This is a genomic window from Parerythrobacter aurantius (genome assembly GCF_045291475.1).
GTDB lineage: Bacteria > Pseudomonadota > Alphaproteobacteria > Sphingomonadales > Sphingomonadaceae > Parerythrobacter > Parerythrobacter aurantius.
This window is the reverse complement of sequence record NZ_CP147985.1, coordinates 1760532-1775361: the sequence shown is the minus strand read 5'-3', so window position 1 is coordinate 1775361 and position 14830 is coordinate 1760532. Positions and strand designations below refer to the sequence as shown.

Sequence of the window (14830 nt, the reverse complement as noted above, 5' to 3'; positions counted from 1 at the left end):
TCTACCTTTTCCTGAATTCGAACTCGTAGCTTTGCCACAGGTCATAACGGTCCGCCGGCAAGCCCGTAAAGGTCCCCACCTGGCGCAATGCGCGCACCGCGCATTCGCCGAAGATGCCGGCCTGCGCCGAATTGGCGGCGTTCTGGCCCGTGACGCGCGGCGCGTCCCAGCCCGACAGCTTGCCCGACTTGTCGAGCCGGAAGCTGACCACCGCGCGCAGCTTGTCGATATCGAGGCCCGACACGCGGCAACGGTTCCAGAACGGCGCCACCTGGCTGCCGATGCTGACCTTGATGTCGGCCTTCACCTCGGCCGTGCTGCCGCTGCTCTTGCCGAGATCGCCGAACTCGCTGTCGAAATTCGACTTTCCCTTGCCGTCCTTCTTGCCCGTCTCCGTGCCCTTGGACGTCTGCGATTTGCGGGTGTCGGTCGCCTGTTTCTGCGTCGCCTGCTTCTGGGTCGTGCGCGGCTGTTCGGCGGGCTTGGACCGCGTGGTGGGGCGCGGGCTGGGACGCGGATTGGGCCGGGCCGAAGTCGTCGGGCGAGGCCGGGGCTCGACGACGGGGCGCGGTTGCGGCTCCGCCACTATTTCCTGCGGCTCTTCTGGCTGCTCCACGATCTCCGGCGCGTCGGGCACGCCGAGCGCGGGCGCGCTGCCCGCTTCGCTGTCGCCGTCACCCAGCGTAACGGTCATCGTCCCGCTGGAACCGAGTGTCAGCCGGTCCTGGTTCTGGAACAGCAGCAGCGCCACCAGCAGCGCATGCAGCACCACCGCCACCCCGAGACCGAGGCCATCTTCACGGCGGAGAGCGGTTGTACCCATGATGAACGGCTATGGTGCTTCAGATGAACTGTTGGTGACCATCTGGACCGAGGTGAACCCGGCCCGGTTGAGCTCCCCCATCACCGCCATCACCCTGCCGTAGTCCAGCGTCCGGTCGGCGCGCAGCGTCACTTGCGGCGGCGTGCCGTCGGCCGAGGGGGCGATCGCCTCCAGCCCTTGCGCCAGCGCGCCGGGAGCCTGCGGCACATCGTCGATGTAGACGACGCCGTCATTGCCGATCGAAACCGAAACCTGTTCCGGCTCGTCGGGCAGCGGATTGGCGCGGCTGTCGGGCAGGTCCACCGGGACCCCGGCATTGAGCAGCGGCGCGGTGACCATGAAGATGATCAGCAGCACCAGCATGACGTCGACGAAGGGCGTGACGTTGATCTCCGCCATCGGCGCGCGTCGGCTGTTGCGCCCGCGCTTGCTCGAGAGGACACCCATCGCCATGTCAGCGGCTCCCTTCCCGTTCGTGCCCGAACACCATCACATCCGCTCCATTTCGCGGCCGAGGTTGGCGTGGAACTTGTCGGCAAAGCGCTGCAGGCGCGCCTCGTACTGGTTCACGGCAGCGCTGAAACGGTTGTAGGCAATGACGGCGGGGATGGCGGCGAACAGGCCGATGGCGGTCGCAAACAGCGCCTCCGATATCCCCGGCGCGACCACCGCGAGCGAGCTCGATTCCTGCTGCCCGATCTGGAAAAAGCTGTTCATGATGCCCCACACGGTGCCGAACAGGCCGATGAAGGGCGCCACCGAACCGGTGGTAGCGAGGAAGTTCAGTCGCGCTGCCAGGCTGTCGGCCTCCTCGGCAACCTGCCCCGCCATCGCTGCACCGATCCGTTGCGAGGCACCGTCGCGGTCCTTCAGCCCCTTGGCGGTCGAGCGTTTCCATTCATTCATCGCGGCCCCGGCAATGCGGGCGCTGGGAACATCCTTGCGGGCGTATTCGCGCATGATCGTCTCGAAGTCCTCCGCCTGCCAGAATTCCTTCTCGAACGCGGCCCCGTTCTTGCGCAGTCCCGACAGTCGCAGCGCGAAACCGATGATAATCATCCAGCTCCATATCGACGCCAGGATCAGGCCGATCATCACGACCTTGACCACAATGTCGGCATCCAGGAACAGCTGCAGCGGATCGAGCCGCGTCGGGGCGGCGGCAGCTAACAACGTCAAACTCATGCGGGAATTTCCTCGGACAGAACGGTCTGGAAGGCCGCGCGCCAGGCTTCGGGCTGGCGGCGCGGGCGGCCATCGGGGGCGACGAAACCGACGCGGAACACCGCCTCGGTCAGCAATTCGGTATCGCGATAGGCGCGCTGGTGCATCGTAACGCTCGCTGCCTTTATCTGGCTGCACCGCGTGTGAATGACGATATCGTCATCGAGCTTGGCCGGGCGGAAATATTTGAGCGACAGGTCCGCGACGGCGTAGGCGCCCTCACCCGCCTCGATCGCGGCACGCTGGTCGATGCCCAACATCCGCAGCACGTCCGACCGCGCGCGTTCGAACCAGCGCAGGTAGTTGGCGTGGTAGGTGATGCCGGAAAGGTCGGTGTCCTCGTAATAGACCCGTACCGCATAGAGATGCACGGCGCCAGCAAAGACGCCGCCGGGCCGCGGAAGGTCGGGAGGAAGGGCTGCCACCATGCTTAACGCCGCCCTTAGCGGAGCGGCGAGTCGCCTAGCAAGCGGCTTCGATGAAGCGACTCGGGGATACGATGGGCTGCAAGGCCCCCACTCCGCCATTGCACTCCCTTCGTCACCCCGGCCTCGATCCGGGGTGACGCTTTTCTTTGGGGAGTATTGCCAGGCCAGAAAAGGAGTGGGACCCCGGATCAAGTCCGGGGTGACGGAAGAATTAGGAGGTCCCTACCCGCGCCGCACGATCATCGGCCCCAGCGGATGGCCGCCGAAGATATGGACGTGCAGATGCGGAACTTCCTGGTGCCCATGCCCGCCGATGTTGGCGAGGAGGCGATAGCCCGGCTCGACCAATCCCTTCATCCGCGCCACTTCGCCCACTGCGCGCACGAAGCCGGCGATTTCCTCCGCCGATGCCTTGGCCGAGAAATCGTCCCAGCTGACATAGCGACCCTTGGGAATGACCAGCGTATGGATGTCGGCCTGCGGGTTGATATCTTCGAAGGCATAGGCCCACTCGTCTTCGTAGACCCTGGTCGACGGGATCTCGCCGCGCAGGATCTTCGCGAAGATGTTGGCGTCGTTATACGGATCGGTGGCGTCGATCGGCATCTATTCCGCTCCCCGCGAAGCTTTCTCGTCGAGACCGGACACGCCCTCGCGCCGGTCGAGCTCGGCCATCACCTCGGCCAAGGTCACGCCCTTGGCACCGAGCAGCACGGCAAGATGGAAGAGAAGGTCGGCCGCCTCGCCGGTCAGCTCCTCGGTGGTGCCCGTGAGCGCGGCGATCACCGTCTCGGTCGCTTCCTCGCCGAGCTTTTGCGCAATCTTGGCAAGGCCCTTCGAATGAAGCCTGGCCACATAGCTCGCGGCCGGGTCGGCCGTGCGGCGCGCAGCCACGGTCTGCTCGAGGCGAGAAAGGGTATCGGGGACGGGTTCCATGCCGGCGACCTTGGTTCAAACCCCGCGCGCTGGCAAGCCGGCAGCCCTTAGCGCGGCGTGCGCCTGCGCCACGGAATAGGTGCCGAAGTGGAAGATCGAGGCGGCGAGCACCGCACTGGCATGGCCTTCGCTGACGCCTTCGACCAGGTGCTCCAGCGTGCCCACGCCGCCGCTCGCGATGACCGGCACAGACACGCTGTCGGCGATGGTGCGGGTGAGCGCCAGGTCGTAACCCGCCCTGGTCCCGTCGCCATCCATCGAAGTGACGAGCAGTTCGCCCGCGCCCAGCTCCGCCACCAGCCCGGCATATTCGACCGCGTCGATGCCGGTCGGCTTCCGCCCGCCATGGGTGAAGATTTCCCATTTGCCCTCGGCCACGCGCCGCGCGTCCACGCTCGCCACCACGCACTGGCTGCCGAACTTCTCCGCGATTTCGCACACCAGTTCGGGCCGGGCGACGGCGGCGCTGTTGATCGCGACCTTGTCTGCCCCTGCCAGCAGCAGGGCGCGGGCATCCTCGACACTGCGCACCCCGCCGCCGACGGTCAACGGCATGAAGCACACCTCCGCCGTGCGCCGCACCACATCGAGCAGCGTCCCGCGCCCTTCGTGGCTGGCAGAGATGTCGAGGAAGCACAGCTCGTCCGCCCCCGCCGCATCATAGGCCCGCGCCTGCTCGACCGGATCGCCGGCGTCCTTGAGATCGACGAAGTTGACGCCCTTGACCACGCGGCCATCGGCAACGTCGAGGCAGGGAATGACGCGGATACGAACGGTCATCCTGCCCGCGCCCCCATCGCAATCGCCGCCGCCAGATCCAGCCGCCCTTCGTACAGCGCGCGCCCGGTGATGACCCCTTCGATCCCCTCATGCGCGTGGAGCGAAAGGATGTGGATGTCGTCCAAGCCCTTGACCCCGCCGCTGGCGATCACCGGGATATCGACCCTGCGCGCGAGGTCCACGGTCGCCTCGATGTTCACGCCCTTCAGCAGTCCGTCGCGGCCGATGTCGGTGAACAGCAGGCTGGCGACCCCGGCATCCTCGAAGCGCCTTGCCAGATCGGTCACCGGCACATCGGACACCTCGGCCCAGCCCTCGGTCGCGACCATGCCGTCCTTCGCATCGACCGCGACGACGATACCGCCGGGAAACTCGCGCGCCATGTCCTTAACGAATTCGGGGTCCTTGAGCGCCGCCGAGCCCATCACGACCCGCGCCACGCCGAGATCGAACCAGCCCTCGACCGCCTCGCGCGTGCGGATGCCGCCGCCCAGCTGCACATAGCCGGGGAAGGCCGCGACGATCGCCTCGACCGCATCGCGGTTCTCCGCCCGCCCGGCAAAGCTGCCGTCGAGATCGACCACATGCAGGTGCCCGGCCCCGGCCTCGGCAAACAGCATCGCTTGCGCGGCAGGGTTGTCGCCATAGACGGTGGCGCGGGCCATATCGCCCTCGGCCAGCCGCACGACTTCACCGCCCTTGAGGTCGATTGCGGGAAAGATGATCAAGGCTTCCACTCCAGGAAACGCGACAGAAGCCCCAGCCCGTAGGCCTGGCTCTTTTCGGGATGAAACTGCACGCCGACGATATTGTCGCGCGCGACCGCCGCCACCAGCCCGCCACCGTGGTCGGTCATCGCCAGCACATGCCGGCCTTCGCGGGCGTGGAAGTGGTAGGAATGGAGGAAATAGGCCTCGCCCGCCGCCACCAGCGCATGATTGCGGGCATGCGGCGTCAGCGCGACATCGTTCCAGCCCATGTGCGGCACCTTGACGCTCGGGTCGGCCCGCTCGACCAGCCGCACTTCACCGGGGATCCAGTCGAGCCCAAGGGTCTCGAGATGTTCGAGCCCGCGCGTTGCCAGCAACTGCATCCCCACGCAGATGCCGAGGAAGGGCGCGCCGCCGAGCAGCACCCGCTCTTCCAGAGCATCGACCATGCCGGTAACGCTGCGCAGCCCCGCCGCGCAGGCCCCGAAGGCGCCGACGCCCGGGAGCACCACCCGGTCGGCCTTGCGCACGAGGTCGGGGTTTTGGGTCACATTCACCCCATGCGCACCCGCCGCTTTCAGCGCGTTGTGCACAGAGTGAAGATTGCCCGCGCCGTAATCAACGAGGGCAATTACCTCACCCACCGAGCTGCCCCTTGGTGCTGGGGATCGCCCCGCCCTTGCGCGGGTCGAGTTCGACCGCCTGCCGCATCGCCCGGGCGAAGCCCTTGTAGATGCTTTCGCAGATGTGGTGGTTGTTCGAGCCGTAGATCAGCTCGATATGCAGCGTGATACCCGCGCTCTGGCTGACGGAATGGAACCAGTGCTCGATCAGCTCGGTGTCCCATTCGCCCAGCTTCTCCTGGGTGAAGCCCGCGCGCCAGACGAGATAGGGCCGCCCTGAGATATCCAGCGCCACCCGGCTCAGCGTTTCGTCCATCGGGCTGTAGGCCTGGCCGTATCGCCCGATCCCGCCCTTGTCGCCCAGCGCTGCGCTGAGCGCCTGCCCCAGCGCGATGGCGCTATCCTCGGTGGTATGGTGCTGGTCGACATGGAGGTCGCCCGCGACCTTCATCGTCACGTCGATCAGCGAGTGGCGGCTGAACTGTTCGACCATGTGGTCGAGAAAGCCGATCCCGGTCGATACGTCATAGGTTCCGGTCCCGTCGAGATCGACCTCGACGAGGATCCTGGTTTCCGCGGTATTCCGCTCGATTCTGCCGCTGCGCATGCGGGCCCGCTACAACCTAAGGTGGCGGACAGGCAAGCATTCTGCGCTTGACCCGCGCCGCGCGGCGAGCCACTTGAACCGCATGAGCGACGAGACCCCCGACAGCCTCATCCCCTACGACGAGATCGTGCAGGAAGCGCTGCGCGCCGTCGTCGGCCGCGTGCTCGGCGAAATCCAGTCGGGCGGCGGCGAGCTGCCCGGCAGCCACCATTTCTACATCACATTCAAGACCGGCGCGCCGGGCGTATCGATCCCGCGCCACCTTTCCGAGCGCTTCCCGGACGAGATGACCATCGTCCTGCAGAACAAGTTCTGGGATCTCGAAGTCAGCGACACCGCCTTTTCCGTCGGGCTCAGCTTCAACCAGGTGCCGGCCAAGCTGTTCGTGCCCTTCGCCGCGATCACCGCCTTCGTCGACCCGGCGGTCGATTTCGGGCTGCAGTTCCAGGCCACCGTCGCCGACATGGCGCCCGAACCGCATGACGACCCGGAAAACGACGAGGCGGAACAGCCCGCGCACCCGGCCGTTACCGAGAAGGACGACGGATCGAACGTCGTCACGGTCGATTTCGGCCGCAAGAAGTAACCGGCGCACCGGCACTCGCGGCGCCACGGAAGGGACCCATGGCCGCATCGCCAAAGCCTTCGCGCAGGAAAACAGCCGCAGGCGACGAGGCGCTCCCCGCTGCGGATGCGACCAGGCCCGATGATGCCGTAAGCAGTGCCGAAGATCCGGCCTTCCCCGGGCCCAGCCCCGATGCCGCCACCAACCTCGTCCTCGCTGACATACTGATCCGCGCGGGCGGCACCATCGTCCGCCGCGCGGTGGAGCGGAACCTGCTCAAGGGCCGGTTCGGCAAGGATACGGCGAAGGACATCATCGCCAACCGCAAGGCCCGCCAGACGCTGGCCGCCGCCGCTGCGGCGCAGCTCGCCACCCGCTCGGTGCCGGGTGCGGCCATGGTCGGCGCAGGAATCGGGCTGAAACTCCTGCTCGACCTCAGCAACCGCCGCCGCGCGCGCCTGCGCGGTCAACGCAAGCTGGCGGAACAGGCGAAAGACGAGAACTAGTGCGGTCGCCCGCTTGATTTCCCGCCCCCCGCCGGTGCAAGGACGCGCATGGCTCACGATCAATCCGACGCACTCAACAGGCGCGGCCTCCTCTTCATCCTCTCCTCGCCGTCGGGCGCGGGCAAGACCACCATCAGCCGCATGCTGCTGGGCGCCGACGACGCGATCGAGCTGTCGGTTTCGGCCACCACCCGCCCTCCGCGCGAAGGCGAGATCGACGGCGTCGACTACCACTTCGTCAGCGATGCGAAGTTCGATGCGATGGTGGAGGAAGACGACTTCTACGAATGGGCCGAGGTGTTCGGCAACCGCTACGGCACGCCCAAGGGCTATATCCGCCGCGGCCTGAAGGAAGGGCGCGACTTCCTGTTCGACATTGACTGGCAGGGCACCCAGCAGCTGAAGCAGAAGGACGAGCAGGACGTCGTCACCGTGTTCATCCTGCCGCCGACGCTCGAGGCGCTACGCCAGCGCCTGGAAGGGCGCGGGACCGACAGCGAGGACGTGATCGACCGCCGCATGGACCGCGCCCGGGCCGAGATCAGCCACTGGGCGGAATATGATTACGTGGTGATCAACGACGATGTCGACGCGTGCTTCGTGAAAGTGCGCGAGATTTTGCACGCCGAGCGGATGAAGCGCACCCGGCAGACCGGGCTGATCCCGTTTGTGCGGGGGTTGATGGGGTAGGGGTTAGCTGTTGGACGGCTTTGCGCCCCAATTTCGGACGTTCGAGCCCATTACACGAACGTGCACGAGCGGACCGGCATCTTTGCTCCTGTAATCAGCACCGCTAATGTTCGACTATGGGTGGTTAGCCGCCAACCTTGCGGGAGAACAAGTTCGGATCCGCTGAACGAGCAACATCAAGGGGATATGACAGCAGGACTACCTGCGAACCGTCACGCTGGCCCAGATAGAGAACCCAAATTTGGCCTACTGCGGGCGGCGGGATGCCATCGTCGCAAGCCGCGCTACTTCCACTACGTTCAATCGAAAAGCGCTGTGTTCTGGTAGCACCGCGAAGCACACGCTTTAGTTGAACAGTGCCCTTCCACGGGCGGTAATCCGGTCTGCGTTGCCCAGTGTAAGAGGCTTGCATCACTGTGACCAGAGCAACAGTATTCGCACCGGCTTTGGCAATGCGACTGCTTGGCGGAGCATTATACACACATGCTTCCGCAGAGTTGCTCGTCAACCCGACGACGAGCGCTGCCGCGATGAGATAATGCCGTATCATATTGAGGATATTAGCAGTGGCGGAAATGACCGCAAACGGGTCGTTTCCCGAACGGCAGCCTTTTTGCAGACGCGAGGGAAAGCTGCCAGGCTGCTTTCAAGACCGCGCATCAACCGTGCTTATGGCCGCAGTTGGGTGGGGAGGCGAATGGCGGCTTCCGTCGACCGAGATCATAAGCTGCTCATCATGGCCGCGGACTTCTCGTCAGCAGGCACGAAGGTCTCGATCCGAAGTGTGGCGAGTTCCACCTCGCCTGGCGAGGCAAGATGGGACATGATCGACACGACCGAAAGAATGCTGCGGTCGAATGCGTAGCGCTCGATCAGCACAGCAGGCGGTATCGCTGGCGCGGATGCAAATTTAACAGCGGCAGGATAGGCTTCGAGCCTGACCGTAATCGGCGCAAGTCTCGCATCGGTCGCTGCCTCAATGCGCAAGCGACGGAGCGTTTCCGGCACAACCTCTTCAGGATTGACCATCCATCGCGTCAGGCCCGCAGGATGGAGTGCAAGGTCGTAGATGTTCGGTCCTCGCGCTGGTGCCGTGGCGTGCCACAGATCCTCCCCCGGAGCGACACGGGCAAGAAGGCGTCGCAGCGCGCTGTTCGCGAGGATCAACGTCCCGCCGGGATCGAAAACATAAGTCGGCCACGGTGACAGCGTCTCGGCGACACGCTCGATGAACGATGGGTCGTATCCGGCGGTGACCGTCCTGTCAGCAGCAGGCACGAGCGCGGCGAGAAGGTGGCGCTGTTCCCAGCCACGCAGCCCCAGCGCCGCGATCAGCTTGCGAAGGCTCGTGTCACCGGGCCGCGCCCGTCCGGTCTCGAGAAAACTGACATGGCGCTGCGAAAGGCCGGCCCGGAGGGCCAGTGCTTCCTGCGACCAGCCACGGTGACGGCGCAGACGTGCGAGTGTGGTTCCGAAACTCATCGCGACCGTTTATGACGTCGAGGTAATTGTGTCGATTACCTTCTGCGGCGATGCAAAGGCCCAAGGAGGACAAGCAAATGATCGACATCTGGCGCACATGGATTGCCGCTTTTGACCGCGCTGCTGCAACGGGTGACTGGGATAGCCTGCGCCCGCTCGTCGACGACGACGTGACCTACACGGTTTCCGGTGTTCCCTTTGCCTGTCATCTGACAGGTGCGGACGCGGTGCTCGCCGGTTTCCGCAAATCCATCGAGGGCTTTGACCGTCACTTCGATCAGCGATGGTGGTTCGGGGTAGGAGTTCGCGAGTTCGGCCCTGATGTGGTCAGCGCGCGGGCGATGGGCGTCTATCGCCTCGGCGATCGGCCGCTGCTGTATTTCTCGGCGCCCAGCCTATGGCGATTTCGCGATGGCAAGGTCGCAATGATGCAGGATTGCTATGATCTCGCAGAAGCCGATGTTCAGGCGGCCCTTGGCTGGCTGGCAGAGCATGCGCCTCACCTCGATGCCAGTTACCTCTAGCGCAGCCGCTCTAGAGGATTCGTCGAACCGGTCGCAACAGCGTCAGGAACGGGGTCGTAAGCCGATTGTCGGCTTACACTGCTGTGAGCATCAAAAACGGACGGTCCGCAATCGGCCCAATTCCGGACCATTGCTCGACCCACAAATCCATTTTCCTACACGCCCCCGCCCCGCTACCACCGCGCCGCCGCCATGCCCCCACCTCGCCCGCAATCCCCGGCCGCCGCCACGAAGCCCCGCCTCACCCGCGGGGCTTTGTCGTATCTGGCGCCCGACTTTTGCAAAATTTCCATCGCGCCTGTGGGCGAGGTTCCTGAAGTTCGCGCTGTCGGGTTTTGGTGTGAACCCTTCGACAGGCTCAGGACAGGCTTTCGCGCCCCCACCCTCCGCCACACCCGTCGCAGCGCCCTTCACCACGGCTTTCGCACCGGTGTCGCGTGACATTAACATTCGGCCTGCTAATGCTCGCGCCAACCGATTGGACGAGAGGATCGCAGTGAGGCCGCAAGAGTTTGCCCCGGCGCAGTTGGCACAGGCAGAAGAGATCAACCCGCGCCAGCTGGCGCGCGAATTGAAGCCGTTCTACGAGCCGCGCCCCTTGCGCAGCTGGACCGAGCTGGCGATCACCCTCGCCCCCTTCATCGCGGTGTTCGGTGCCATGCTGTTCGCGGTCGAGCGCGGGTACTGGGCGGCGCTGGTGCTGGCGCCGCTCGCCGGGCTGCTGCTGCTGCGGCTGTTCATCATCCAGCACGATTGCGGCCACGGCGCCTTCTTCAAGAAGCGCGGCGGCAACGACTGGGTCGGGCGCGCATTGGGCGTGCTGACGCTGACCCCCTATGACTGCTGGCGGCGGGCCCATGCGCTGCACCATGCGGCGACGGGCAATCTCGACGCGCGCGGCTTCGGCGATGTCGATACGCTGACGGTGCGCGAATATTTCGAAGGCAGCCGGTGGAAGCGGCTCGGCTACCGGCTCTATCGCCATCCGGTGGTGCTGCTCGGACTGGGGCCGGCCTACCTCTTCCTGCTGCGCCACCGCCTGCCGATCGGGCTGATGCGCGAAGGCAAGGAGTACTGGATCAGCTCGATGGGCAGCAATGCGGCGCTCGCGGGGGTGTTCGCGGGGCTGATTTATGTGTTCGGGCTGGCTGCAGTGGCGGCGGTGTTCTTCCCCGTGCTGCTGACCGCGGCGAGCATGGGGGTGTGGCTGTTCTACATCCAGCACCAGTTCGAGGATGCCCATTGGGACCGCAAGGGCGAGTGGGAGTTCCACGAGGCCGCGCTGGCGGGCAGCACCTACCTGCACCTGCCGGCATGGCTGCGCTGGTTCACCGGCAACATCGGTATCCACCACGTCCATCACCTGGCGAGCCGGATCCCGTTCTACCGCCTGCCCGAGGCGCTGCGCGCGCACCCGCGGCTGGCCGAACTCAACCGCTTCACCCTGCGCCAGACCATCAAGCCGATGATGCTGGCGCTGTGGGACGAGCAGCAGCGCAAGCTGGTGACCTTCCGCGAGGCGCGGCGGCTGAAGGCTTTAGCTCTAGCGTCCTGACGGGTCGACGAAGTTGCCCGCGCCGACATTGGCGTTGACCACCCCGCCGTCGATCGCCAGCGTCGTGCCAACGACATAGTCGCCCGCACGGCTGAGCAGGTAGATCGCGCCGGCCGCCATGTCTTCGGTCACGCCGACCCGGCCCGAGGGTATGCCGCGGGCGGAGGCCTCGGGGTTGTCGCGCGCGGCGCGGTTCATGGCGCTGGGGAAGGCCCCCGGGCCGATGCCGTTGACGATGATGTTGTCCTTGACCAGCTCCGCCGCCATTCGCCGGGTCAGGTGGATCAGCCCGGCCTTGGACGCCTGGTAGGGGTAGGTCGGCCAGGGGTTCGACTTCATCCCGTCGATGCTGGCGATCATCAGCACCTTGGCCGGCCGTTCCGCCGTCGCCGCCGCCTTGAGCAGGGGATGGAGCTTCTGGGTCAGGAAGAACGGGGTCTTGACGTTGAGATCCATCGTCCGGTCCCAGCCGGCCTCGGTGAACTCCTCGAAGGGTTCGCCCCAGGCGGCACCGGCGTTGTTGACCAGCAGGTCGAGCTTGCTCTCCCGCTTGGCGAGTTCGTCGGCCAGCGCCTTGATCCCGTCCATCTGGCTGAGGTCGGCGGGAATGCCGATGACCTTCTCGCCCAGCTCGGCGCAGGTTTCCTCGATCTCGTTGACCTTGCGGGCGCTGATATAGACGCGCTCGCACCCGGCCGCGAGCAGGCCTTCGACGATCATCTTGCCGATCCCGCGGCTGCCGCCAGTGACCAGCGCCACACGGCCCTGCAGGCCGAACAGCTCGTTGAGTTTCATCATCGTCTCTCTCCCGCTCAGTAACCCTGCAATTCCGCCACGCGGTTGGCGTGGTAATAGGCATCGCCCAGGAACTCCTGCAGCGCACGGTCGCGCTTCATGTAGAGTCCGATGTCGTATTCGTCGGTCATGCCGATCCCGCCATGCATCTGCACGCCTTCGCGCACCGCGAGGCCGGCGGTCCTGGCGACCTTCGCCTTGGCGACCGAGGCCATGAGCGAGGCTTTCTCGCTGCCGCCGTCGAGCAGTTGCTGTGCCTTGATCACCGCGGCTCGCGCGATCTCGACTTCGGAATAGAGATGCGCCGAGCGGTGCTGGAGCGCCTGGAACTCGCCGATGACCTTGCCGAATTGCTTGCGCTGCTTGATGTAATCGACCGTCATGTCCATCGCCCCGCGCGCGACGCCGACGCCCTCGGCAGCGCTGCCGACGCGGCCCGCATCGAGCATGGCGTTCAGCACGGCGCGGCCATTGTCGACGTCGCCGATCACCGCGTCGCCATCGAGCTCGACACCGTCGAACTTCGTATGCGTCGCCATCGAGCTGTCGACCAGCCGCACGGCGTCGTGGCTCATGCCCGCCGCATCCCTGGGCACGGCAAACAGGGTGATGCCGTCGGCATCGCCGTCCGAACCGGAGGTCCGTGCCGCCACGACCAGCATGTCGGCGCTGGACCCGTGGACGACGAAATCCTTCTGGCCGGAAAGCTTGAAGCCATTGCCCGAACGCTCGGCGCGGCACTTTATGGTTTCGGGGCGGTGCTTGGCCCCTTCGTCGATCGCCACGGCGAAGACGCTCTTGCCCTCGATCAGGCCCGGCAGGTAGCGGCCCTTGAGGTCGTTGCTGCCATGCTTGAGTGCAGTCGCCGCCAGGACCGAGGAGGTCAGGAAAGGCGACGGGGTCAGGTTGCGGCCGATTTCCTCGAGCACGATCCCCGCCTCGACGTGGCCCATGCCCAGCCCGCCGTCTTCCTCGTCCACTATGATGCCGGTGAAGCCGAGTTCGGCCATCTGTTCCCACAGGCCGTGGCCGAAGCCGTCCTTGCAATTGCGGTCGCGCCAGTGGCGCAGCTGCTTCGCGATGCTGCCTTCCTCGGCCATGAACTGCGCCGCGGTTTCGGCCAGCATGGCCTGATCTTCGTTATGATACAGGGGCATTTGAATCTCCCTCTCCCCTTCAGGGGAGAGGGCCGGGGAGAGGGGAATGTCGCCCCGGCCCTATGAATTTCTATGAGTTGGGGGGTTAATCCCCTCTCCCAACCCTCTCCCCTGAAGGGGAGAGGGCTACTAGGCTCCCGGCAGGTCGAGGATGCGTTTGGAAATGACGTTGAGCATGACTTCGCTCGTGCCGCCTTCGATCGAGTTGGCCTTGGTGCGCAGCCAGCCCCGCGCGGCCTTGCCGCCGCCGGTCTCCTCGCTTTCCCATTCGAGCGCCCGGCTGCCGCCCGCGCTCATCACCAGTTCGTGTCGGCGCTTGTTGAGCTCGGTCCCGGCGTATTTCATCATGTTCGGCTGGGCCGGATGCGCCTTGCCGACCTTGATCTCGTCGAGGAACTTCTCGCCCATCGCGCCATAGGCCAGCGCATCGACATCGAACATCGCCAGTTCGGCACGCAGGACCGGGTCGATCTCGCCCGCGCTGCGGCTGAGCGCCGCGCCGATGGTGCCGGTGTTGCCCCCGTCCGCGCCCGAGATCATCTCGCGCTCGTGGCCGAGCAGGTACTTGGCGACGTCCCAGCCGCGATTGATCTCGCCGACATAGCCCGGCACGTCTTCGCCATAGCTCTTCGGCACCTTCACATCGTCGAAGAAGGTTTCGCAGAACGGGCTGTTGCCGCTGATCAGCAGGATCGGCTTGGTCGAAACGCCAGGGCTCTCCATGTCGTACAGCATGAAGGTGATGCCCTGATACTTGTTCTCCTTGTCGGTGCGGACGAGGCAGAAGATCCAGTCGGCCTTGTCGGCATAGGAGGTCCAGATCTTCTGGCCGTTGACGATCCAGTAATCGCCCTTATCCTCGCCATAGGTCTGCAAGGAAACGAGGTCGGAGCCGCTGCCCGGTTCCGAATAGCCCTGGCACCAGCGGATTTCGCCGCGGGCGATTTCATTGAGGAACTTCTTCTTCTGCCCCTCGGTCCCGAAGTGCAGCAGCGCCGGGCCGAGCATCCAGATCCCGAAGCTGGAGAGCGGCGGGCGCGCGCCGATCGCGGCCATTTCCTCGCGCAGCACCTTGGCTTCGGCTGGCGAGAGCCCTGCCCCGCCGTATTCCTTCGGCCACGCGGGGACGGTGTAGCCCTTGGCGACGCAGGCTTCGAACCATGCCTTCTGCGCATCGTTCTTGAAGGTCGCCTTGCGGCCGCCCCAGTAGATATCGCCGTCGTCACGCACCGGCTCGCGCATTTCCGGGGGGCAATTCGCCGCCAGCCAGGCGCGGGTTTCGCTGCGGAAAGTCTCTAGATCGGACATGTTCCGACTCCTCTCATAGTCTCGAACTTGACGCTTACGTTAAGTTGATTCGACCCTCGCCTGCAAGCGCCGTCTGCCCGCCCCGCCTTGCCGTAGCGTCACCCGAAAGCGCGTTGA

General features: G+C 65.4%; 19 protein-coding genes. 5 read left to right on the top strand and 14 right to left on the bottom strand.

The genetic code is table 11. The features are described 5' to 3' along the window. Position 1: 1 nt before the first annotated feature. The 10 genes from WAB17_RS08815 to hisB form a co-directional block, all read right to left on the bottom strand. Positions 2–823 (bottom strand): hypothetical protein, encoded by an 822-nt coding sequence (locus WAB17_RS08815; protein WP_435416987.1) that lies wholly within the window; start codon positions 821–823, stop codon positions 2–4. A 9-nt stretch (positions 824–832) separates the two neighbouring features. Then, on the bottom strand, positions 833–1276 hold the full coding sequence (locus tag WAB17_RS08810) for an ExbD/TolR family protein (protein WP_435416986.1): 444 nt from the start codon (positions 1274–1276) through the stop codon (positions 833–835). A gap of 36 nt (positions 1277–1312) precedes the next feature. After that, on the bottom strand, positions 1313–2008 hold the full coding sequence (tolQ, locus tag WAB17_RS08805) for a protein TolQ (protein ID WP_435416985.1): 696 nt from the start codon (positions 2006–2008) through the stop codon (positions 1313–1315). Continuing rightward, a complete protein-coding gene (locus tag WAB17_RS08800) occupies positions 2005–2475 on the bottom strand; it encodes a YbgC/FadM family acyl-CoA thioesterase (RefSeq protein ID WP_435416984.1) in 471 nt (156 codons plus the stop codon). Before WAB17_RS08800 ends, tolQ begins: the two co-directional genes overlap by 4 nt. A 222-nt stretch (positions 2476–2697) precedes the next feature. Further along, positions 2698–3081, bottom strand: coding sequence for an HIT domain-containing protein (locus WAB17_RS08795; protein ID WP_435416983.1), 384 nt, complete (start codon positions 3079–3081; stop codon positions 2698–2700). Then, the gene (locus WAB17_RS08790) at positions 3082–3411 is read right to left on the bottom strand and encodes a phosphoribosyl-ATP diphosphatase (RefSeq protein ID WP_435416982.1); all 330 of its coding nucleotides are present in this window, start codon (positions 3409–3411) and stop codon (positions 3082–3084) included. Positions 3412–3426: 15 nt separating this feature from the next. Continuing rightward, positions 3427–4191, bottom strand: coding sequence for an imidazole glycerol phosphate synthase subunit HisF (hisF, locus tag WAB17_RS08785; RefSeq protein ID WP_435416981.1), 765 nt, complete (start codon positions 4189–4191; stop codon positions 3427–3429). Further along, positions 4188–4919: a 1-(5-phosphoribosyl)-5-[(5-phosphoribosylamino)methylideneamino]imidazole-4-carboxamide isomerase gene (hisA, locus tag WAB17_RS08780; protein ID WP_435416980.1), complete on the bottom strand. Its 732-nt coding sequence runs from the start codon at positions 4917–4919 to the stop codon at positions 4188–4190. Before hisA ends, hisF begins: the two co-directional genes overlap by 4 nt. Then, the gene (gene hisH, locus WAB17_RS08775) at positions 4916–5545 is read right to left on the bottom strand and encodes an imidazole glycerol phosphate synthase subunit HisH (protein WP_435416979.1); all 630 of its coding nucleotides are present in this window, start codon (positions 5543–5545) and stop codon (positions 4916–4918) included. The genes hisA and hisH overlap by 4 nt, the downstream gene beginning before the upstream one ends. Continuing rightward, a complete protein-coding gene (hisB, locus tag WAB17_RS08770; protein ID WP_435416978.1) occupies positions 5538–6131 on the bottom strand; it encodes an imidazoleglycerol-phosphate dehydratase HisB in 594 nt (197 codons plus the stop codon). The genes hisH and hisB overlap by 8 nt, the downstream gene beginning before the upstream one ends. A gap of 82 nt (positions 6132–6213) precedes the next feature. Between hisB and WAB17_RS08765 the strand changes: the two genes are divergently transcribed. From WAB17_RS08765 to gmk, 3 genes are read left to right on the top strand one after another with little or no spacing between them, the layout of a single operon-like run. Beyond that, positions 6214–6717, top strand: coding sequence for an SspB family protein (locus WAB17_RS08765; RefSeq protein WP_435416977.1), 504 nt, complete (start codon positions 6214–6216; stop codon positions 6715–6717). 38 nt (positions 6718–6755) lie between these two features. Then, positions 6756–7202 carry a hypothetical protein gene (locus WAB17_RS08760; protein ID WP_435416976.1) on the top strand — a complete coding sequence of 149 codons (447 nt, stop codon included), beginning with the start codon at positions 6756–6758 and terminating at the stop codon, positions 7200–7202. Between the two features lie 48 nt (positions 7203–7250). Beyond that, a complete protein-coding gene (gmk, locus tag WAB17_RS08755; protein ID WP_435416975.1) occupies positions 7251–7892 on the top strand; it encodes a guanylate kinase in 642 nt (213 codons plus the stop codon). A gap of 720 nt (positions 7893–8612) precedes the next feature. Here gmk and WAB17_RS08750 read toward each other — a convergent pair. Beyond that, positions 8613–9374 (bottom strand): helix-turn-helix domain-containing protein, encoded by a 762-nt coding sequence (locus tag WAB17_RS08750; protein ID WP_435416974.1) that lies wholly within the window; start codon positions 9372–9374, stop codon positions 8613–8615. A 77-nt stretch (positions 9375–9451) separates the two neighbouring features. Between WAB17_RS08750 and WAB17_RS08745 the strand changes: the two genes are divergently transcribed. Beyond that, entirely contained in the window at positions 9452–9898 is a 447-nt protein-coding gene (locus WAB17_RS08745) for a nuclear transport factor 2 family protein (RefSeq protein WP_435416973.1), read from the top strand. A 526-nt stretch (positions 9899–10424) separates the two neighbouring features. Continuing rightward, positions 10425–11453 carry a fatty acid desaturase gene (locus WAB17_RS08740; protein WP_435416972.1) on the top strand — a complete coding sequence of 343 codons (1029 nt, stop codon included), beginning with the start codon at positions 10425–10427 and terminating at the stop codon, positions 11451–11453. Here WAB17_RS08740 and WAB17_RS08735 read toward each other — a convergent pair. The 3 genes from WAB17_RS08735 to WAB17_RS08725 form a co-directional block, all read right to left on the bottom strand. Beyond that, the gene (locus WAB17_RS08735; RefSeq protein ID WP_435419361.1) at positions 11442–12248 is read right to left on the bottom strand and encodes an SDR family NAD(P)-dependent oxidoreductase; all 807 of its coding nucleotides are present in this window, start codon (positions 12246–12248) and stop codon (positions 11442–11444) included. The two genes, WAB17_RS08740 and WAB17_RS08735, sit on opposite strands and share 12 nt — an antisense overlap. Positions 12249–12265: 17 nt before the next feature. Beyond that, complete coding sequence (locus WAB17_RS08730) at positions 12266–13405, bottom strand: acyl-CoA dehydrogenase family protein (RefSeq protein ID WP_435416971.1); 1140 nt, start codon at positions 13403–13405, stop codon at positions 12266–12268. 129 nt (positions 13406–13534) lie between these two features. Next, entirely contained in the window at positions 13535–14713 is a 1179-nt protein-coding gene (locus WAB17_RS08725) for an acyl-CoA dehydrogenase family protein (protein WP_435416970.1), read from the bottom strand. Between the last annotated feature and the right edge of the window lie 117 nt (positions 14714–14830).